Origin of the sequence: Limosilactobacillus urinaemulieris, assembly GCF_932750685.1 — a bacterium.
Lineage (GTDB): Bacteria > Bacillota > Bacilli > Lactobacillales > Lactobacillaceae > Limosilactobacillus > Limosilactobacillus urinaemulieris.
In genome coordinates this window covers 1-17,170 of sequence record NZ_CAKOBX010000009.1, presented here as the reverse complement: position 1 = coordinate 17,170, position 17,170 = coordinate 1, and the positions used below count along the sequence as shown (strand labels likewise).

The window sequence follows — 17,170 nt, the reverse complement described above, 5'->3', positions numbered from 1 at the left end:
ATTCTTACTTCTTTATTCTTTCAATTATCCGTAACTTAGCACTATGAGCACGGTGATTATTAGCTAATTCTTCTTGACTAGGGAGGATTGGCTTCTTATTAATTAATTTAAATTTAGGTTGCATTTCTGGCGGAATTACTGGTAGTCCTGGTGGTAATTCATCAGCTAATGAGACCTGTTCATGGAACATTGTTTTTACTAACCGGTCTTCTAATGATTGAAAAGTTATCACACTAATTCGACCGCCAACATTAAGCAATTCTAGTGCTTGTTCCAATGAATCTTCTAACGCTCCCAATTCGTCGTTAACCGCAATTCTAATTGCCTGAAAAGTCTTTTTTGCTGGATGACCGCCGTGCCGACGCGCAGCTGCCGGAATAGCTTCCTTTATCACTTCAACAAGTTCAAAAGTTGTTTTGATTGGCTCATTCTCTCGACGTCGTTCTATCTTGCGTGCAATTTGTTTAGCAAACCGTTCTTCGCCATAACGGTAAAGAATCTTGACTAGCTTTTCATATGGCCATTCATTAACAACATTCATTGCAGAAAGCGCCTGCTGTTGATTCATCCGCATGTCTAACGGTGCATCCAGTTTATAACTAAAGCCCCGTTGCGCATCGTCAAATTGTGGTGACGATACTCCCAGATCATAGACAACTCCATCAACGCTCTTAATACCATTTTTCAACAGTGCCGTTCTTAAATTACGGAAATTATCCTCAATTAGGATTGAACGACCATCATTAATGAACTTCTTCAAGTGCTGTTGGTTATATTTGATTGCTGTCTGATCCTGATCGAACGAATACAGGTGACCAGTTGTTAACTGGTTAAGGATTGCCGAACTATGGCCCCCGCCACCTAAAGTAGCATCAACATAGGTTCCATCTGGGCGGATATTTAAACCAGCAACAGCTTCATTTAATAATACTGTCACATGTTTGAACTCTGTCATCAAAAATCCCCCATTAAAAATCGATATTTAGATCTTCAGCAATCTGGTCAAAATCATCTTCAGTAGATTCAGTAAACTGCTCCCACTTTTCTGCACTCCAAATTTCAAGCCGATTAGCAACCCCTACCACAACACACTTCTTTTGCAACTTAGCATGTTGACAAAGAGTATCCGGTAAGTTAATTCGTCCTTGCTTATCAAACTCGCAATCCGTTGCAGCCGAGTAAAGAAAACGAACGAAAGCCCGGGCATCACGTTTTGTTAACGGTAATGCCTTCAGCTTTTCCTGAAGTTGTTCCCATTCGTTAAGCGGGTAACCAAATAGGCACCCATCTAAGCCACGAGTGACAATAAAGTGAGTGCCTAATAGTTCACGAAATTTTGCAGGGATGATCAGTCGGCCCTTGCTGTCGATCGAATGTGTATATTCGCCCATAAACATTGGCCTTTACCTCCCCACAACCACTTTATAGGTAAAGTCTACCACAATCCCCCACTTTCCACCATATCATTTCAAAAATTATAGTTAATAATAAAAAAGTTAGTGAAAAGCCGTTTCTTGTTAAAAATAGCTCTTCACTAACTAGTGATTAACATTATTAATATTATACTAATGGTAAATTCTGACAGAACAACGATCCGACGAAGAAAATCGCTGCCAAGATTACCGATAATCGCCAAAATACCGGCCAATAACGACGGTAAATAAATTCGCCATAGTGAACCGTTTGAACAACAATTAAAAGGAGTGCAGCAATCATCCAAATTGCAATCGGGTACGCAATCCAGTAAAGACTGGCAATATTATACACACTTAGCAACCATAAAATAATTGTCCAAACAACCGGACTATGAACATGACGACGCCGACGAGCAAAGTGAAAGACCTTGCCAATTAAATTCTCAACAAACCAAATAACAACAAGTAACATTAATTGAAGAAATGCGATTCGATAATCCATAACTGGTTCTGACTACTCCCGATTAATTTCTAATAATAGTGTATCACAGCATACTAAGAAGTTTGAAATCACCTTACAAAATGATGTAGACTATTACTATTATAAATTCATCTATGAAGGGCGGTAAAAGGATGCAACACAAAAAGAAAACACGTTTTCAAAAGATTACGATGGTTGCTATCTGGCTTATGTTAATTGCAATGCTTGGTTCACTAATTTTCGGTGCCATTGCTTCATTAGGCGTAATGTAGTTAAATTAAGCAAATAATAAAATAAGGAGTTCAGAGATTTTTCCGGTTTCTGAACTCCTTATTTTATTATTCAAATTAAGATTACACCTATTCATCCTCGTCTTGGTCTTTTTGCTTAAAAACTTCCCGAGGTTTAGAACCATTAGCTGGCCCGATGTATCCCCGTTGCTCCATATCATCAATGATCCTAGCAGCCCGATTATAACCAATTCGGAATCTTCGTTGGATTAGCGAAGTTGAAGCTTTTTGTTGGTCCACAACAAACTTCAACGCTTCAGGGAAAAGCTCGTCTTCATCCTCGGTCTTTTCTTCCTGGGCAATTTCATTATCGGTAACAACCATCTTCTGATCATATTCCGCTGGCCGTTCCTTTTTAATAAAGTCCACCACCGCTTCAACATCCTGATCAGAAATAAATGCTCCTTGTACCCGAACCGGCTTATTTTGATCAATCGGCTCAAAAAGCATGTCACCCCTACCGAGTAATTTTTCCGCTCCGTTAGTATCAATTATTGTCCGTGAATCAATCCCACTAGAAACCGCAAAGGCAATCCGCGATGGCACATTTGCTTTAATTAACCCGGTAATAACATCAACTGAAGGCCGTTGAGTAGCAAGAATCATATGAATACCAGCAGCCCGTCCCATTTGCGCGATTCGAACAATTGCATCTTCAACATCATGGGAAACGGTCATCATCAGGTCGGCTAATTCATCAACAATTACCAGAATTAACGGAAGCGCTGGTTGTTCCGTTGCCTCTTCTTGGACATTATTATCGCGAACTAACTGGTTATAGCCTTTCAAATTACGGACACCAAACTTGGCAAATAGTTCGTACCGGCGTTCCATCTCAGCCACCACTTTACCTAGCGCCCGTGCAGCCTTCTTAGGCTCAGAAACCACCGGACTAAGCAAATGAGGAATGCCATTATAAACACTCAACTCTACTTTTTTCGGATCAATCATTAAAAACTTTACCTGGTGTGGCTTAGCTTTTAATAAAATGCTCGTAATGATGTCATTAATTGCAACTGACTTCCCACTACCAGTAGCACCAGCAATTAACAGGTGCGGCATTTTGGTTAAATCAGCCATCATTACATCACCCGTAACGGTTCTCCCCAAGGGAACATTCATCGGATGATCATCGTGAGGCATTGACTCAATCATGTCCCGGAAGCCAACAGTTGCAACTTGTTGGTTAGGGACTTCAATCCCAATCAGCGACTTTCCTGGGATTGGTGCTTCAATTCGAATGTCTTTAGCAGCAAGAGCTAATGCTAAGTCATCAGCTAGGTGAGTGATTCGGCTAACCTTAACACCAACCGCCGGGCGTAACTCATATTTTGTTACCGACGGGCCAAGATTAACATTTTCAACCGTTGCCTCAACACCAAACGATTTTAAGGTATCTTGGAGCTTCTGGGTATTCTTTTTAATTGCATGTAAATCATCCCCCTGATCCGTCTGGGGAATCTTAGTTAACAGGTCAAGCGGCGGTAATTGGTAGTCGGCGTCTTCTTTTTCAGTTGTCGTTGCTAATTGCAAATCATCACTCGCAGAATCTTGTTGTTCAGTCACCGTTGGTTTAACCGTCGATTCTTCATTACTCGTATTAGCAACGGTGATTCGCGGTTCAACCTGAGAGGAACTCATTTGCTGGGGTGAGCTGGCTGGAGCTGATTCATTAACAACTGGTTTAGAGTTTGCCTTTTTAGCTAAGCTAACGTTCTTTTTCGCCGATGTCCGTCTTATATGAGGACGTTTAGGAAGCCGTTGTTTAAACTGGTGAACAGCTGCTGGAACCTTTTTTAACTGCTGACCAAAGCTAGTTAAAAACTGATCCCAGGGAATCGCAAAGAAGATCACAATTCCAGCAATAATCATTAACCAAGCTAAAATTGCTGTTCCCTGCTGGCCAATTAAGTAATTGCTTCCACTATAAAGCAATGCCCCAATCATTCCACCACCAATGTTCGTTGAATTACTGGTTTGAAAGAAAACCTTGCTCAAATTATTCCAGGTAACAGCAAGGAAATTAGCATGAAGATTTAAGTGATTAAACATTAAATAGTGAAGCCAGATCAAAGCTCCAGAATAGGCAACAATAAATCCCCAGATCCACCGCTGATTATACTTTGGCTGATGACCAAACAAGGTTAGTGATATTCCAGAAATAAGAGCAAGGATCATTACTACTGGGTAAGATTTGCCCACTAAGACACTAAAGATCCCGACTAGTAGCTGACCAATAACTCCCAGATTAAATAACCCAATCAGCATTAAGAACGCAAGAACTAGCCCCACTAAATTAGCTACAATCTTTGCTTGTCCCTTTTTGCTTGCTGAACGACGGCGACCGGTTCCCGATCGTTTTTTCCTTGCCATAATAGAATTTCCCCACTTACTTTAACTTATCAAAATGGTATTTATGCACCCGAGCGAGGTTTGGAAAACTTTGCTGACGAAGTGCTTCATAAATGACAATGGCTGCACTATTCGAGAGATTTAATGCCCGAATATTATTGTCATTTTGTGGAATTCGGATAGCATTTTCTGGGTACCGCCGCATAAATTCTTCAGGTAGCCCAGTTGTTTCTTTACCAAATAAGAAATAATGATCACCGTCAGCTGTATAATCCACATCAGTATAATCACGACTCGCAAACTTCGATACAAGATAAAGCTTACTAATGTCAGGAACAGTCGAAACAAATTCCCGTAAATCATCGTGGTAGGTAATCTTGACCTTATCCCAATAATCTAATCCTGCACGTTTCATGTGTTTATCATCCGTTGAAAAGCCAAGCGGTTTAATTAAATGTAATTCTGTATTCGTCCCTGCACATGTTCGGGCGATATTCCCAGTATTAGCAGGAAATAATGGTTCAAATAGTACAATATGGTTTGTCATTATAATTCTCCTTAGGCAAATAAAAAAAGCAGGGTCTCGGTGTTGGCACGGCGAAACGCTGCTTTAATGAAGTACTCCTTGGCAATTACCAACGAATCTGTTCGATGTCAATTGCCAAACGATTTCTCATAAGATAATTTACCACCTTTAAATCGAATTGGCAATACCCTTAATTACTTTTTTTGGCTACCAATAAACTAACATCAACAGTAATTGAAGTAAGGTTTTCTAATTCATCCCCAGTAGGCTGGTGAACATCCCTGCCCCAACTCATTGGCGTCATCTTAATCATATCAGTAACTAGCTCATGAGGAAGATTAAATTGATAACAGATTGGAATCTGTTTTGCATCTGGATAATGCTGCTTAAATAGTTTCAAAACTTTACCATTGTCATAATGATAATGTTGATCCTGATTTCCATATAGTAAATGACGCAATTCCAAGAGATAATCGGCATTGGGAATTACCTTCATTAAACGACCATTCTTTTTTAAAACCCGGTTAAATTCACGGTAATCTGAAGGTGAAAAAAGTTCCAAAACTGTATCGAAAGATTGATCAGCAAAGGGTAACTGCCGTAAATCCGCTACACAAAAGAAAGCATCAATGTCAAGCTGAGTTGCTAAGGTAATTCCCGGTTTTGAAATATCAAAGCCAACATAGAAATCTTGGTGATGACGAAACGCAGCTAGCTGGGCTAATGGGGTTCCTTCACCCGTTCCTACATCCAAAATGGACTGTGGGGATGTCGGCAGTAGCGAATTAACCTTTTCAATAATCGGTTTAAATAGTCCTGCTTCAAGTAGTCTTCTTCGTGATAAGAACATTAGCCGATCATATTCCGTTGTCCCCTGAGTATTCAAAAAGTGAAGATAACCATGACGATTAAAATCAATTGTATGGCCCTCTGCACACACTAAAGTATTTCCGGTTAGCTTGATATAACCCTGGTGACAAATGGGACACCGAAACGTATTCAGGTGATTCTGAACTAATTTTTCAGCACGTTCGATCTTTTTCATTTGATTTCTCCTATTTTTTTACTATTTACAGTGTACCATAGCTAGTATTAAGCTTAACGAATTGCTATCATAGAGGTAAGCATTTTCAAAGGAGGCAGTTTAATTGACTGAACAATTTTTAATCGGTACATATACCAAGAAAGATAGTAAGGGTGTCTACAAGGTAACCTTAGATCCCCAAAAAGAAGAAATTACCAAGGTTGAATTAGCAATCCCTTCACAAAAGCCAGCGTACTTACAGGTTGGTTCAGACAAGCGGGTTTATGCAGTTAAGCAAATTGATGATCAAGGCGGTGTTGCATCATACTCCCTTAAAGATGACAATGCCAAAATGCTAAGTAAGGTTTTGGCCGCTGGAGCTCCTCCTGCATATGTTGGTCTTGATGAAAAGCGCCACTTACTTTACAGTGCTAATTACCACACTGCAAAAGTTGATGTCTTTAAGATTAATGATGACGGAACACTAACACAAACTGACTCGGTCCTTCACCAAGGAGCTACTGGTCCACAACCTGAACAGGACAGTCCTCACGTTCACTTTGCAGATTTAACCCCTGATCAACGTCTAGTTGTTTGTGATTTAGGGATGGATTTGGTCGTTGTTTACGATGTTTCTGCTGATGGGAAATTGACTGCAGTTTCCCGCTATAAGTCAGAGGATGGCTTTGGTTCACGCCATATTGCATTCCACCCTAATGGTAAGTATGCTTACCTTCTCGGTGAATTAAGCAGTAAGCTTGAGGTTCTTCAGTATAATGCTACTGATGGAACTTTCAGCCATGTTCAAACCATTAAAACAATTCCCGATGATTGGACTGCTCATAACGGAGCTGCCGCAATTCGTCTTTCCAAGGATGGCAAGTTTATTTACACTTCAAACCGTGGGGAAAACACCATTGCGGTTTTCGAAGTACAACCTGACTTTACGGTTAAGCACATCCAATCCATCTCAACTGAAGGTGATTTCCCTCGTGACTTCAACCTTAGCTCTGATGAATCATTCTTATTAGCTTCTAACCAAAACAGTGATAACTTGACCCTTTACAAGCGTGATCCAGATACCGGAAAGCTGGTCTTATTACAAAAAGACGTAGCATGTCCTGAACCTGTTTGTGTTCAACGCTTCTAAATTTATTAAGTAACCAAAATGACCACTACAGTTTGTTAATTATCTAAACTGTAATGGTCATTTTTAGTTTAAATTGAGTCAATTAAATTCTGCATATCTTCCGGTACAGGAGCCTGAACCTCTATCCACTGTTGCTTAAAGGGACTATAAAATTTCATCCAGTAACAATGAAGTGCTTGGCGAGAAATTATTTGTTTACCACCATACATTTCATCACCAATCAATGGATGACCTAAGTACTGAAAATGGACGCGAATTTGGTGGGTTCTTCCGGTATGTAGACGAATACGTAATAGCGACATTTGAACTGTTGATTTTTCTAGCCAATATTCCGTAACTGATGGCTTTCCAGTAGGAATTACCGTTCGCGAAACGAATTTTTCGGGATCCCGATCAATTGGTGCATCAATATAACCATGAGGAGTATTGATTTGCCCGCCAACAACTGCATAGTAATTTTTCTTTACTTGGTGTCTTTTTAACTGCTGATCCATAACCGCGTGGGCAAAACGATGCTTGGGGAAAACTACCAAGCCACTTGTGTCCTTATCCAACCGTGTAGCAACGTGAATTACTAAATTCTCATAACCTTGACGTTCATAATAATTCCGAACCCGGTTAACTAAACTATCAGCAACCGTAACATGATGCGCCGGAACTGTTGCCACTCCTGCAGGCTTATTAAGGATTAAAAAGTCGCGATCCTCATAAACAATATCAATAGGGAGATCACTAGGAATAACATTATCATTCGGCTTCTCAGGAGGTAAGATCAGTGAAAAATGATCACCAGGATTAACAAGATCAACAGTCCACCGATCCTCACCGTTAATCTGCATTTTTCCTCCATGATAAACTGCAACCTTAATTAGACTTGCACTGACCCCTTCATGCTTTAAGGCAGCGCGAAGCCTCCGTGGCTGATTTCCTGTATATTGCCATTCGAATTTCATTATTTTGCGCCACCAATAAACGAATCTTTAACCCGGTGCCAGAAGTTATTGTGACGGTATTGGGCAAAGTTAATTCGCTTTTTAGCAACCTGATAAGTAATTTCTACTAATTTACGTTCCCCAACTGATGGTTTTAAACGAACCTGATCCCGATCACAAGTCATCACGTGCCCATTAAGATCTTTTAAGCGGAGCATCAACTTTGACTCAGAACCAAAAATAATTGGCGAGCCCAATGTTCTAAATACCCGATTATTTAAGGATGCCATTTCTGCTAGCTGAAAACCCACAATTTGGGGATCCATAATTGCACCACCAACAGACTTGTTATAAGCAGTCGAACCTGTTGGTGTGGAAATGCACAGCCCGTCACCCCGAAATGTTTCAAAAAGTTCATTATTAATGAAAACATCACAAACCATTGTCTTCGTAATATTTCGAACAGTTGATTCATTCAATGCTGTATAGTGATCAATCGAACCGTCAGAGTAAATAGCATGCATATCAAGCAGTGGGTACGAAACAGACTGGCCGCTATCATTAACCAGACTTTCAACTAGATCATCCATCTCATAATTTCGCCAGTCAGTATAGAAGCCAAGGTGGCCCGTGTGGATTCCAACGAACCGAATCTTATCTAGTAAAGCTTCATAGTGATGAAATGCTGACAGTAAGGTTCCATCCCCACCAATAGTGATAACCACGTTGGGTGCATTTTGATCAAGCACTAACCCGGCTTTGCTCATTTCTGCCTTAAGTAACTTACTGATTCGTTGTGACTCTGCTGTTTCATTGTTATAAATTGCGACTCGCATATAATCTCCTTATCTGTCTGGAATGTTCTGATCACCTGGTGTTCGATTCGAGAACATCGTTTGTGCTTCTTGGATTTCTTCGCGAATTTCTGACATTTCATTATCAAGTTTAAATGCAGCTTCTGCAGCTCGTTGCAACCGCGCAGATAATTCTTCCGGAAATTCACCTTGATACTTATAGTTTAATGAGTGTTCAATTGTTGCCCAAAAGTTCATTGCTAGTGTCCGCACCTGGATTTCAGCAAGAATCTTTTTCTCACCGGAAATCAATTGAACCGGATACTCAATTACAATATGGTAGGAACGATACCCGCTCGGTTTAGCATTACTAATATAGTCACGCTCTTCAAGGATTGTCATATCACTCCGTTGACGAAGCAGATCAACTACTTGGTAAATATCTTCAACGAACTGGCACATAATCCGTAATCCAGCAATATCCTGCATGTCCTGTTCAAGTCGGTCTTCCTGAACGTGCCGCCTGATCATTTTCTCTTTAATGCTATCAACTGGTTTTACTCGCCCAGTAACAAACTCGATCGGCGAATGCTGCGTTTCATCCTGATATTGTTTACGGATACCTCTTAATTTAACTTTTAATTCATTAACAGCTTGTTGGTAAGGTAGTAGAAAGTGTTGCCAATCTTCAACCATATAAAACCCTCCCATTAAAGTTCGCATTTAATTCTAGCACAATCATTCCTTAAACAGCATAAAACTGATTCATAAATCATAATTCTTTACAAATTTAGCTTTTTTGGCAAAAATAAATTTGTTTAGAAAACTTGTCAAATTAGTGTTAAACGAGGGGGAGCATTTAATGCTAGAAATTTATTTATTTGTCAATCCACTAGGGAGTCGTTGCTTTCGGTGCGAACACGATGTTCTTAAAATCGACCATCAACTCAACACCAAAGTTAATTATCGCTTTATTCCATTTTTTAATATGGCAACCATTCAACAAACTATTGAAGCTTACCATTTAAATCAGCACAGTTTAGCTGTTCGTCAAAACGTTTCTCAGACGATCTACCAAGTAATTCTTGATTATATGGCGGCCTCTTTTCAGGGGAAAAAACGGGGACGGCAATTTCTTTTATTACTTCAAAACGCCTTAATCAGAGAAAATATTAACTATAATAATGATCTGGTAAAGAATGTTGCTTTACAATCTAACCTTGACCTAGAAATGTTCATGGAAGATCGAGATTCGTCTCTAGCAAAGAAAACCTTTCGTCAGGAGCAACAGGTCGCAAAAAGTCTAGGAGTTAAGGAAGCTGCAACTGCGGTCGTTTTTGATTCGAACCAATCACAATATGGTTTTTTACTCAATAACTTTGATTACGATACACTTATTACCGCCTACCAAAATAAGCAGTTAGAAGACGAACTATCGGTAACTAACTTTGTTAAAAATTACCAATCACATCCCCAAACAAGAACCGTCCAAAAATAATAAAGCTAAGGAATGGCCCTCAAAGTTCAAGCGAGAACTTTGGGGGCCATTTTATTATTAGTATTTTAAGCGAGCGTTCATAAACCCATAATTAACGAGTTTCCCGAGCAATTTCATTGATTCCTGGTAGGATACTTCTGCCATCTGTCCGTTAACCTTACTTAAAAATTCAGCGATATCATCTTTAGTTAAGAATTCTCGATCCGCTTGGTGCTGTAATGCCAACGTCTGCGTCATGACTTGCTCTGAAAAATCTTCAATCATTGGCTCCACCTTTTGGTAATGTTGATCGGTAATCGCCATTATAGTGTGATTTAGCCAGTAAATATCCTGAATATTAAAGGTAGTTTTCGTATCACAATAATGTTGTGGTGTTTCCTGAATATTTGTATAAAACGGAACAACTGCATTGATTGTATTAGGACCAAAGGCAAGCCACTGAACCCCACTAATTTGTGGATCAACATTATTCCTAATTTGAAGAATATGAAGCTCAAGATTCCGGTTTAAGGCAATTGAACGAAATGGTGCATTCTCATTAGTGTATGGATCATAATTAGTACCTTGATAATGAGAACTCATTAGCTCTTTAATCTCTTGAATCGTAATTTTACGTTGTGGGTAATTAATAAATGGCAGCATTTGATCTGTCGGTTGGTTTCCCCGATCACCGCTTAGGCAACGTTGAACGTACCATGCTCGGGGATTATTGTAGCGAGTATCGCGGACCGTGCTACTGCCAAAAATCAAGCGCAAATTATAATCATTTGGTTCTGGATTGAGGTGGTTACGATCTATTAATTCTTTTAAATCTGTAGAACATAATGTATTATTTGCTGAAAAATCAAAGTGGGTAATGTTCAAGCGGTTTGGTGCAATTACATATGCATCGTCAGGAATCCTAACCGCAGCCCAATGATGGCCGCCGATTGTTTCTAAATACCAAACCTCTTCTTGATCGCCAAATGCCATTCCATTTGCTTCATAGGTTCCGTACTTTTCTAAGAGTTGACCAACCCGTTCGACAGCCTGCTTAGCAGTTCTAACATAAGGCAAAACGAGGGTTAGGAAGTCTTCTTCACCAATCCCATCTTCATTATTATACGGGTCAAGACTAAGGATTCGTGGATTGCTAGTAATTGTTTCAGTTGCCGTCATTGAAACATTAGCAGAATTAATCCCATTCGCCCCGAAAATTCCAGCACTACTGTCCGCATCAGGAGTAGCCGTATAACGTAATGGGTTAGTCGGAAGATCAATCGTAAACTTTGTTGTTTTGCTTTCATAATGGCGTGGTTGCTTTTCCGGCGTAACTACTACAAATCGCTGTGGATCAAAGTTATTCGAATAGTCTTCAACGCGGCAAACAATTGTTGAGCCATCAATGGTTGCCTTTTTCCCTGCAAGAAATGTTGTACAAGTGTGATATTTCATCTAGGTCATCCCCGATTTGTTTTTTCTTCTATTATTTCATACTTTATTAATCCCCACTAATGATTTTATTAAATTAATCGTTGAATTTCTTGGTATTGCTTTATAAGTGATCTTTGATAGCTTGGGTGTCTGATTAAAATAACTGTCTGCCCATTTATCATAATATTGCCACTTTTTAGTAATTGTTTAGTAAATACTCTTAGGTAATCATTAATGATCTTTGATGAAGAAAGACAGGGAAATTTCACCCATTCAGTTAAATCTACCTCTTTTAATAAATGGAGCCATGATTTCAAACTAAAACTAGTAAAAAGCGGGACATTATTTAATCTTTTTACAACCAAACATCGCCAATATATTTCTGGATGGTTAGTAACTTGAATTCCTATAATTTTTTGGTGACAGATAACTGGCAATCCTCCGGTAAATTCCTTAATACACGGATTAGTTCCTTGGAGTAAAGAAAGCCGATGAAGAATATGATAATCATGGGTTACTCCTTTTAAACTAAGTGGTTGTTCTTTAATGGCTAGTTTAATTAACCTGAGTATTTTAGCCTTAGTATCCCAAAAAATAATTGTATACTGCTGATTAACTAACTGGACAAACTTTTGTGTTTGCCGCTGATTTAACTTCCGCTTATATGGTGAACCCAAAAACCAATAACACTTTATCCCAATACTTTGATAACCAAGAGTTCGTTTTTGCAGAGCAGTTAGAGGTAATGGACTACATTGAAATTCAATTACGATTCGTTGCCCACCTACTCTAAGGAAAACATCTGCCCGTTGTTCTAACTGGGGAATATAAACCTCAAGTTCTGCTTGCCATCCCTTTTTTCGTGCCCATTCAAAGATTTGTTGTTTCCCCAGGAGGTGTTCATAACTTTCGCCTTCCCGTAGAACACATCTACTATTTACCTGATGAGCAAAATGAGCAATCCTACTCTGACCTTGCTTAAGGATAAGGTGATCCCCACACTCCGGACAACAATAGTTTTTTTCCGGACAAGCATCAGCCGCGTTTATAAATTGACCGTTTAACTTTGCTACTAACAACTTTTCCGCCTCCCTTATATACAAGACGGCAAAAGTTATTAATTGCATCAAAAAACATCCCTGAATTTTAGGTAATTCTCGGGATGCTTCTTTTACGACTCTTTAGTTAAAATAATGTTGAATTAAATGTAAGGCAGAGATTTCCATTAGCTTTTTTGAATGCTCTGCTAAATAATCAGATGCCAGATTAGTTGCGTTTCCATATTCATATGCTAATGCAATCTGGTTCTTTATCTCTTCATCCGTATTCTCATCAGTAATGAGGTATTGCAAAGTTAAATAATATTGATCATTGTACTTGTATAGTTCACTAACGACATTATCGTCCGCAGCAACTTTTGCATATTGAACCAGATCTTCAAACTGATCAAACCTAACGACAACCAGCTTTGTCAACGTGTCTGAATCATTTGTTGATATTGGGTAATCATCAGCTTTCAGTGTCTCATCCGACTCATTAGTTGGTGATTCTTCTTTCCGGCGCTGAGCAATACTCTGTCGAAGGTAATCTGTAATCGCGTCATTTCGATCATCACCCATCGCATTAACTTGATCATTCTTACTGATAAAAAGCTCTAGACCATTCCCTGTTGGCATTACCTGGAAAGTTACTGAATCATTATCTTGAAATTGGTGAGTAGAATCGACTTCCTTTAAAATACTATAGAAGAAATCTTGGATCTGTTTATGATCACTTAACAAATCAAGAATCTTTATTCCCCGTTCCTCAAGATCATTCGAGTCGACTAAAACACGAATTGTATTTTCATTAATGCGCTCCATTTCCATAAAAAGCACCTCCTTCGACTCGACACCTATATTACTACTATTCTAACTAATTTATCACAAAAGTAAAGGAAGAAAAAACGCAATATAAGACTTGTCCAAGTCAATACATTGCGTCTATTTAATACCTTATTCTCTAATTTTAAATCATATTAGCTTTTCGTTCAGCTTCAGCTAATTCTAATTCCCGAACCTGCCGAGGAAGAAAACGACGAATCTCATCTTCATTATAACCAACCTGAAGCCGTTTCTCATCAACAATAATTGGTCGCCGTAATAATCCTGGATTCTTGCTAATCATTTTATACAATTGCTTCATCGGCAACTCATTCAAATCGACATTTAACTTTGAATAAGCTTTAGAACGCTTAGAAATAATATCTTCCGTACCATCCTCTGTCATTCGTAAAATGTTCTTGATTTCACCTATATTAAGCGGTTCAGAAAAAATATTCCGTTCTTTAAAAGGAATCCCATTTTCTTGTAGCCATGCTTTTGCCTTGCGACATGAAGTACAACTTGGAGACGTGTAAAGTGTAATCATTAAATAAGAAGCCTCCTTCTAGAGCTAATTCTTTATAATAAACTCACCACTATGGTTCTAATTATACAATGTTTTTTATATTATTAAAAGTGGTATCGTAGTTTAGTTATTTTTTGTAAGTAAAATTATAACATGTGACAGTAACATTTCAACCCCTTTTACCGCTTAATTAAATATTTTTTCAATAAAACTTTGTTCTAAATTGAAGTTAGATTTGTAGTCAATTAACCGATAATTGGTAATTAACAGAAATAAAGTATTATAATAAATTTATACAATTAAAAGGAGGAACTGCCATGTTATCAAAATTAAGTTTAACGTTTGGATCACGGCAAATCTTACAAGATATTATTAACAAGTATCCAGACAGAAAATTTAAGCTCATGCAGGCTTCAGTTCACAGCAATAATTTAGCACTATTTGATTTTTCTAATGAACCAACCATTTTTAAGTCTCCCGTTGAATATACAGTGTTAGGAGAACGATTAAATAGTAATTATCGAGGAATTCTTTACTATCAATCATTCCAAGTGGATAATGATCATCAAAAGGTCCTCTTTAACACCCTTAGTAAGATGGTTGATGATCCATCCCCATTAATTAATGGGCAGGCTTTTCTCCAAGTTAACAACAAAGATGAAAGCACCACATTAGTTCTCCTTACTGCATTAAATGATTTTGATGATTTAATGGCCTGGAAGGAAACTGAAGACTTCGAGCAGTTAGCCAGCTTTACTACCCGCGATCCTAATAATACATACTATGATGAAGTATATCGCCCATTAATGTAATTGAATTAAATAACTGATAAATCACAAAATAATAACTAGGTAATTACTCCTTAGCTTAGATATTATTTTGTGATTTTTTGTATCTTAAATAACATTATTAGTTTTCTCAAATGGGCGTTAATATTCTTTTGCGTTTTTCACAATATCGATTATTTTATTGAGGTACACTTTAACCTTAACTGAAATATGAGTGACCATAACTATCAAATAACTTCTTTGTCAATCTGTCCTCCTTTGCTGTAAATTAATCTATGGAAAACAAATTCAAGTAAGTTAAAAAGGAATCATCTTATTAAGGTGATTCCTTTAGAGCAACTTTATAATATAAAATTGAAACTGCTGATCGCTACTACTTAAATATAAGTCAAAATAAAAAAAGCCAAGTAATAAACTTGACTTACTATAGCGGTCCGTACGAGACTCGAACTCGTGATCTCATCCGTGACAGGGATGCGTCCTAAACCAACTAGACCAACGGACCAACAATTGCGGGGGCTGGATTTGAACCAACGACCTCCGGGTTATGAGCCCGACGAGCTACCAGGCTGCTCTACCCCGCGATAATAAAAAAATGACCCGTGCGGGATTTGAACCCACGATACCAGCGTGAAAGGCTGGTGTCTTAACCACTTGACTAACGGGTCAAAATAACGGAGAAGGAGGGATTCGAACCCTCGCACCGCTCTCGCGATCTACACCCTTAGCAGGGGCGCCTCTTCAGCCACTTGAGTACTTCTCCAAAATGGGCCTAAATGGACTTGAACCATCGACCTCACGCTTATCAGGCGTGCGCTCTAAACCAGCTGAGCTATAGGCCCATATAAAAGCGGGTAACGAGAATCGAACTCGCGACAACAGCTTGGAAGGCTGTGGTTTTACCACTGAACTATACCCGCATAATATTCAATTAAATGGCGCGGGACGGAATCGAACCGCCGACACACGGAGCTTCAATCCGTTGCTCTACCAACTGAGCTACCGAGCCAAAAACGGTCCGTACGAGACTCGAACTCGTGATCTCATCCGTGACAGGGATGCGTCCTAAACCAACTAGACCAACGGACCAACAATTGCGGGGGCTGGATTTGAACCAACGACCTCCGGGTTATGAGCCCGACGAGCTACCAGGCTGCTCTACCCCGCGATAATAAAGGAGGATGAGGGATTCGAACCCTCGCGTCGCTCTCACGGCCTAGCGGTTTTCAAGACCGCCCCCTTCAGCCACTTGGGTAATCCTCCATAATGTAAATAATAACAATCCATCACAGATAGTTGATGGACCTTGTAGGACTCGAACCTACGACCGGGCGGTTATGAGCCGCTTGCTCTAACCAACTGAGCTAAAGGTCCAAAACAGCCAGTCAATCGCGGCGGGGGGAATCGAACCCTCGACCTCCCGGGTATGAACCGGACGCTCTAGCCAGCTGAGCTACACCGCGAAAACCTAATAGATTAAATATTAGAATCAAATCGGGAAAACAGGATTCGAACCTGCGACCCCCTGGTCCCAAACCAGGTGCTCTACCAAGCTGAGCTATTTCCCGAAAAAATGCACCCAGAAGGAGTCGAACCTTCAACCTTCTGATTCGTAGTCAGACACTCTATCCAATTGCGCTATGGGTGCATAAGAAGTGCCGAGGACCGGGATCGAACCGGTACGGTTATCACTAACCGCGGGATTTTAAGTCCCGTGCGTCTGCCAATTCCGCCACCCCGGCATTATAGAATTGACAAAGCGGAAGACGGGATTCGAACCCGCGACCCCCACCATGGCAAGGTGATGTTCTACCACTGAACTACTTCCGCATATATAAGTGCCGACTAGAGGATTCGAACCTCCGACCCTCTGTTTACAAGACAGATGCTCTGCCAACTGAGCTAAGTCGGCGTACACTTTTTTTATTATACCAAACCGTTACCTATTTGGCAATGAGCCGTGGCGGTCTCGAACCGCCGACCCTCTGATTAAAAGTCAGATGCTCTACCAACTGAGCTAACGGCTCATGAGCTTAATGCTCAATGGAGGATACAGGGCTCGAACCTGTGACCTCCTGCTTGTAAGGCAGATGCTCTCCCAACTGAGCTAATCCTCCAT

The 17,170-nt window shown here is 39.7% G+C and carries 17 protein-coding genes and 19 tRNA genes; 4 read left to right on the top strand and 32 right to left on the bottom strand.

The window, feature by feature from the left end:
* Positions 1-4 precede the first annotated feature (4 nt).
* The 3 genes from rsmH to MR181_RS07045 form a co-directional block, all read right to left on the bottom strand.
* The gene (rsmH, locus tag MR181_RS07055; protein ID WP_191911593.1) at positions 5-955 is read right to left on the bottom strand and encodes a 16S rRNA (cytosine(1402)-N(4))-methyltransferase RsmH; all 951 of its coding nucleotides are present in this window, start codon (positions 953-955) and stop codon (positions 5-7) included.
* A gap of 13 nt (positions 956-968) precedes the next feature.
* Positions 969-1,397, bottom strand: a complete 429-nt coding sequence (gene mraZ, locus MR181_RS07050) for a division/cell wall cluster transcriptional repressor MraZ (protein WP_191911594.1) — start codon at positions 1,395-1,397, stop codon at positions 969-971.
* A gap of 163 nt (positions 1,398-1,560) precedes the next feature.
* Positions 1,561-1,917: a DUF3397 family protein gene (locus tag MR181_RS07045; RefSeq protein ID WP_242336482.1), complete on the bottom strand. Its 357-nt coding sequence runs from the start codon at positions 1,915-1,917 to the stop codon at positions 1,561-1,563.
* Positions 1,918-2,048: 131 nt separating this feature from the next.
* Here MR181_RS07045 and MR181_RS07040 point away from each other — a divergent pair, with 131 nt between their 5' ends.
* Positions 2,049-2,168, top strand: coding sequence for a DUF4044 domain-containing protein (locus MR181_RS07040; RefSeq protein WP_102169019.1), 120 nt, complete (start codon positions 2,049-2,051; stop codon positions 2,166-2,168).
* Between the two features lie 87 nt (positions 2,169-2,255).
* Here the strand turns inward: MR181_RS07040 and MR181_RS07035 are convergent, their stop codons facing one another.
* The 3 genes from MR181_RS07035 to MR181_RS07025 all read right to left on the bottom strand — a co-directional run bounded on the left by MR181_RS07035 (position 2,256) and on the right by MR181_RS07025 (position 6,109).
* Positions 2,256-4,559 (bottom strand): FtsK/SpoIIIE family DNA translocase, encoded by a 2,304-nt coding sequence (locus tag MR181_RS07035; protein ID WP_242336479.1) that lies wholly within the window; start codon positions 4,557-4,559, stop codon positions 2,256-2,258.
* 16 nt (positions 4,560-4,575) lie between these two features.
* On the bottom strand, positions 4,576-5,085 hold the full coding sequence (gene trmL / locus MR181_RS07030; RefSeq protein WP_003716825.1) for a tRNA (uridine(34)/cytosine(34)/5-carboxymethylaminomethyluridine(34)-2'-O)-methyltransferase TrmL: 510 nt from the start codon (positions 5,083-5,085) through the stop codon (positions 4,576-4,578).
* Between the two features lie 169 nt (positions 5,086-5,254).
* The gene (locus MR181_RS07025) at positions 5,255-6,109 is read right to left on the bottom strand and encodes a methyltransferase domain-containing protein (RefSeq protein ID WP_242336476.1); all 855 of its coding nucleotides are present in this window, start codon (positions 6,107-6,109) and stop codon (positions 5,255-5,257) included.
* 103 nt (positions 6,110-6,212) lie between these two features.
* Between MR181_RS07025 and MR181_RS07020 the strand changes: the two genes are divergently transcribed.
* Positions 6,213-7,238: a lactonase family protein gene (locus tag MR181_RS07020; protein ID WP_242336473.1), complete on the top strand. Its 1,026-nt coding sequence runs from the start codon at positions 6,213-6,215 to the stop codon at positions 7,236-7,238.
* Positions 7,239-7,306: 68 nt separating this feature from the next.
* On the opposite strand, the gene MR181_RS07015 is transcribed toward MR181_RS07020, so the two are convergent.
* Genes MR181_RS07015 through yjbM form a run of 3 tightly spaced genes read right to left on the bottom strand, consistent with a single transcriptional unit; the run spans position 7,307 to position 9,660 of the window.
* On the bottom strand, positions 7,307-8,191 hold the full coding sequence (locus MR181_RS07015; RefSeq protein WP_242336470.1) for an RluA family pseudouridine synthase: 885 nt from the start codon (positions 8,189-8,191) through the stop codon (positions 7,307-7,309).
* Positions 8,191-9,006: an NAD kinase gene (locus MR181_RS07010; protein WP_003716820.1), complete on the bottom strand. Its 816-nt coding sequence runs from the start codon at positions 9,004-9,006 to the stop codon at positions 8,191-8,193. Before MR181_RS07010 ends, MR181_RS07015 begins: the two co-directional genes overlap by 1 nt.
* Positions 9,007-9,015: 9 nt before the next feature.
* The gene (yjbM, locus tag MR181_RS07005) at positions 9,016-9,660 is read right to left on the bottom strand and encodes a GTP diphosphokinase (protein ID WP_040531036.1); all 645 of its coding nucleotides are present in this window, start codon (positions 9,658-9,660) and stop codon (positions 9,016-9,018) included.
* Positions 9,661-9,826: 166 nt separating this feature from the next.
* Between yjbM and MR181_RS07000 the strand changes: the two genes are divergently transcribed.
* Positions 9,827-10,462, top strand: coding sequence for a DsbA family protein (locus MR181_RS07000; RefSeq protein WP_242336467.1), 636 nt, complete (start codon positions 9,827-9,829; stop codon positions 10,460-10,462).
* Between the two features lie 57 nt (positions 10,463-10,519).
* On the opposite strand, the gene MR181_RS06995 is transcribed toward MR181_RS07000, so the two are convergent.
* From MR181_RS06995 to spxA, 4 genes are all read right to left on the bottom strand, one after another.
* Positions 10,520-11,896 carry a C69 family dipeptidase gene (locus tag MR181_RS06995; protein ID WP_242336464.1) on the bottom strand — a complete coding sequence of 459 codons (1,377 nt, stop codon included), beginning with the start codon at positions 11,894-11,896 and terminating at the stop codon, positions 10,520-10,522.
* Positions 11,897-11,964: 68 nt separating this feature from the next.
* Entirely contained in the window at positions 11,965-12,954 is a 990-nt protein-coding gene (locus MR181_RS06990; protein WP_242336462.1) for a competence protein CoiA, read from the bottom strand.
* 102 nt (positions 12,955-13,056) lie between these two features.
* A complete protein-coding gene (locus tag MR181_RS06985) occupies positions 13,057-13,743 on the bottom strand; it encodes an adaptor protein MecA (RefSeq protein ID WP_242336458.1) in 687 nt (228 codons plus the stop codon).
* A gap of 139 nt (positions 13,744-13,882) precedes the next feature.
* Positions 13,883-14,284, bottom strand: coding sequence for a transcriptional regulator SpxA (spxA, locus tag MR181_RS06980; RefSeq protein ID WP_242336455.1), 402 nt, complete (start codon positions 14,282-14,284; stop codon positions 13,883-13,885).
* A gap of 296 nt (positions 14,285-14,580) precedes the next feature.
* Here spxA and MR181_RS06975 point away from each other — a divergent pair, with 296 nt between their 5' ends.
* The gene (locus MR181_RS06975) at positions 14,581-15,075 is read left to right on the top strand and encodes a hypothetical protein (protein WP_242336451.1); all 495 of its coding nucleotides are present in this window, start codon (positions 14,581-14,583) and stop codon (positions 15,073-15,075) included.
* A 406-nt stretch (positions 15,076-15,481) separates the two neighbouring features.
* Here the strand turns inward: MR181_RS06975 and MR181_RS06970 are convergent.
* The 19 genes from MR181_RS06970 to MR181_RS06880 all read right to left on the bottom strand — a co-directional run bounded on the left by MR181_RS06970 (position 15,482) and on the right by MR181_RS06880 (position 17,168).
* Positions 15,482-15,556: transfer RNA gene (locus MR181_RS06970), tRNA-Asp, on the bottom strand.
* A 5-nt stretch (positions 15,557-15,561) separates the two neighbouring features.
* A tRNA-Met gene (locus MR181_RS06965) sits at positions 15,562-15,635 on the bottom strand.
* Between the two features lie 12 nt (positions 15,636-15,647).
* A tRNA-Glu gene (locus tag MR181_RS06960) sits at positions 15,648-15,719 on the bottom strand.
* 7 nt (positions 15,720-15,726) lie between these two features.
* A tRNA-Ser gene (locus MR181_RS06955) sits at positions 15,727-15,814 on the bottom strand.
* 4 nt (positions 15,815-15,818) lie between these two features.
* Positions 15,819-15,893 (bottom strand) — tRNA-Ile (locus MR181_RS06950).
* 7 nt (positions 15,894-15,900) lie between these two features.
* A tRNA-Gly gene (locus MR181_RS06945) sits at positions 15,901-15,971 on the bottom strand.
* 16 nt (positions 15,972-15,987) lie between these two features.
* Positions 15,988-16,060, bottom strand: a tRNA-Phe gene (locus MR181_RS06940).
* A gap of 5 nt (positions 16,061-16,065) precedes the next feature.
* Positions 16,066-16,140: transfer RNA gene (locus MR181_RS06935), tRNA-Asp, on the bottom strand.
* Between the two features lie 5 nt (positions 16,141-16,145).
* Positions 16,146-16,219, bottom strand: a tRNA-Met gene (locus MR181_RS06930).
* A gap of 7 nt (positions 16,220-16,226) precedes the next feature.
* A tRNA-Ser gene (locus tag MR181_RS06925) sits at positions 16,227-16,314 on the bottom strand.
* A gap of 37 nt (positions 16,315-16,351) precedes the next feature.
* Positions 16,352-16,425, bottom strand: a tRNA-Ile gene (locus MR181_RS06920).
* 15 nt (positions 16,426-16,440) lie between these two features.
* Positions 16,441-16,514, bottom strand: a tRNA-Met gene (locus tag MR181_RS06915).
* Positions 16,515-16,545: 31 nt separating this feature from the next.
* Positions 16,546-16,619, bottom strand: a tRNA-Pro gene (locus MR181_RS06910).
* Positions 16,620-16,625: 6 nt separating this feature from the next.
* Positions 16,626-16,699 (bottom strand) — tRNA-Arg (locus MR181_RS06905).
* An 8-nt stretch (positions 16,700-16,707) separates the two neighbouring features.
* A tRNA-Leu gene (locus MR181_RS06900) sits at positions 16,708-16,793 on the bottom strand.
* 16 nt (positions 16,794-16,809) lie between these two features.
* A tRNA-Gly gene (locus MR181_RS06895) sits at positions 16,810-16,881 on the bottom strand.
* A 9-nt stretch (positions 16,882-16,890) separates the two neighbouring features.
* Positions 16,891-16,963, bottom strand: a tRNA-Thr gene (locus MR181_RS06890).
* Positions 16,964-17,005: 42 nt separating this feature from the next.
* Positions 17,006-17,078, bottom strand: a tRNA-Lys gene (locus tag MR181_RS06885).
* Between the two features lie 17 nt (positions 17,079-17,095).
* Positions 17,096-17,168: transfer RNA gene (locus MR181_RS06880), tRNA-Val, on the bottom strand.
* Between the last annotated feature and the right edge of the window lie 2 nt (positions 17,169-17,170).

What these genes read in the sequence shown, in the direction of transcription:
- MR181_RS06975 (WP_242336451.1), top strand. Translation starts at nt 14,581, where the DNA reads ATGTTATCAAAATTAAGTTTAACGTTTGGATCACGGCAAATCTTACAA.
- yjbM (WP_040531036.1), bottom strand. Translation starts at nt 9,660, where the DNA reads ATGGTTGAAGATTGGCAACACTTTCTACTACCTTACCAACAAGCTGTT.
- trmL (WP_003716825.1), bottom strand. Translation starts at nt 5,085, where the DNA reads ATGACAAACCATATTGTACTATTTGAACCATTATTTCCTGCTAATACT.
- MR181_RS07045 (WP_242336482.1), bottom strand. Translation starts at nt 1,917, where the DNA reads ATGGATTATCGAATCGCATTTCTTCAATTAATGTTACTTGTTGTTATT.
- MR181_RS07000 (WP_242336467.1), top strand. Translation starts at nt 9,827, where the DNA reads ATGCTAGAAATTTATTTATTTGTCAATCCACTAGGGAGTCGTTGCTTT.
- MR181_RS06985 (WP_242336458.1), bottom strand. Translation starts at nt 13,743, where the DNA reads ATGGAAATGGAGCGCATTAATGAAAATACAATTCGTGTTTTAGTCGAC.
- rsmH (WP_191911593.1), bottom strand. Translation starts at nt 955, where the DNA reads ATGACAGAGTTCAAACATGTGACAGTATTATTAAATGAAGCTGTTGCT.
- MR181_RS07010 (WP_003716820.1), bottom strand. Translation starts at nt 9,006, where the DNA reads ATGCGAGTCGCAATTTATAACAATGAAACAGCAGAGTCACAACGAATC.
- MR181_RS06995 (WP_242336464.1), bottom strand. Translation starts at nt 11,896, where the DNA reads ATGAAATATCACACTTGTACAACATTTCTTGCAGGGAAAAAGGCAACC.
- MR181_RS07015 (WP_242336470.1), bottom strand. Translation starts at nt 8,191, where the DNA reads ATGAAATTCGAATGGCAATATACAGGAAATCAGCCACGGAGGCTTCGC.
- spxA (WP_242336455.1), bottom strand. Translation starts at nt 14,284, where the DNA reads ATGATTACACTTTACACGTCTCCAAGTTGTACTTCATGTCGCAAGGCA.
- MR181_RS07040 (WP_102169019.1), top strand. Translation starts at nt 2,049, where the DNA reads ATGCAACACAAAAAGAAAACACGTTTTCAAAAGATTACGATGGTTGCT.
- MR181_RS07035 (WP_242336479.1), bottom strand. Translation starts at nt 4,559, where the DNA reads ATGGCAAGGAAAAAACGATCGGGAACCGGTCGCCGTCGTTCAGCAAGC.
- mraZ (WP_191911594.1), bottom strand. Translation starts at nt 1,397, where the DNA reads ATGTTTATGGGCGAATATACACATTCGATCGACAGCAAGGGCCGACTG.
- MR181_RS07025 (WP_242336476.1), bottom strand. Translation starts at nt 6,109, where the DNA reads ATGAAAAAGATCGAACGTGCTGAAAAATTAGTTCAGAATCACCTGAAT.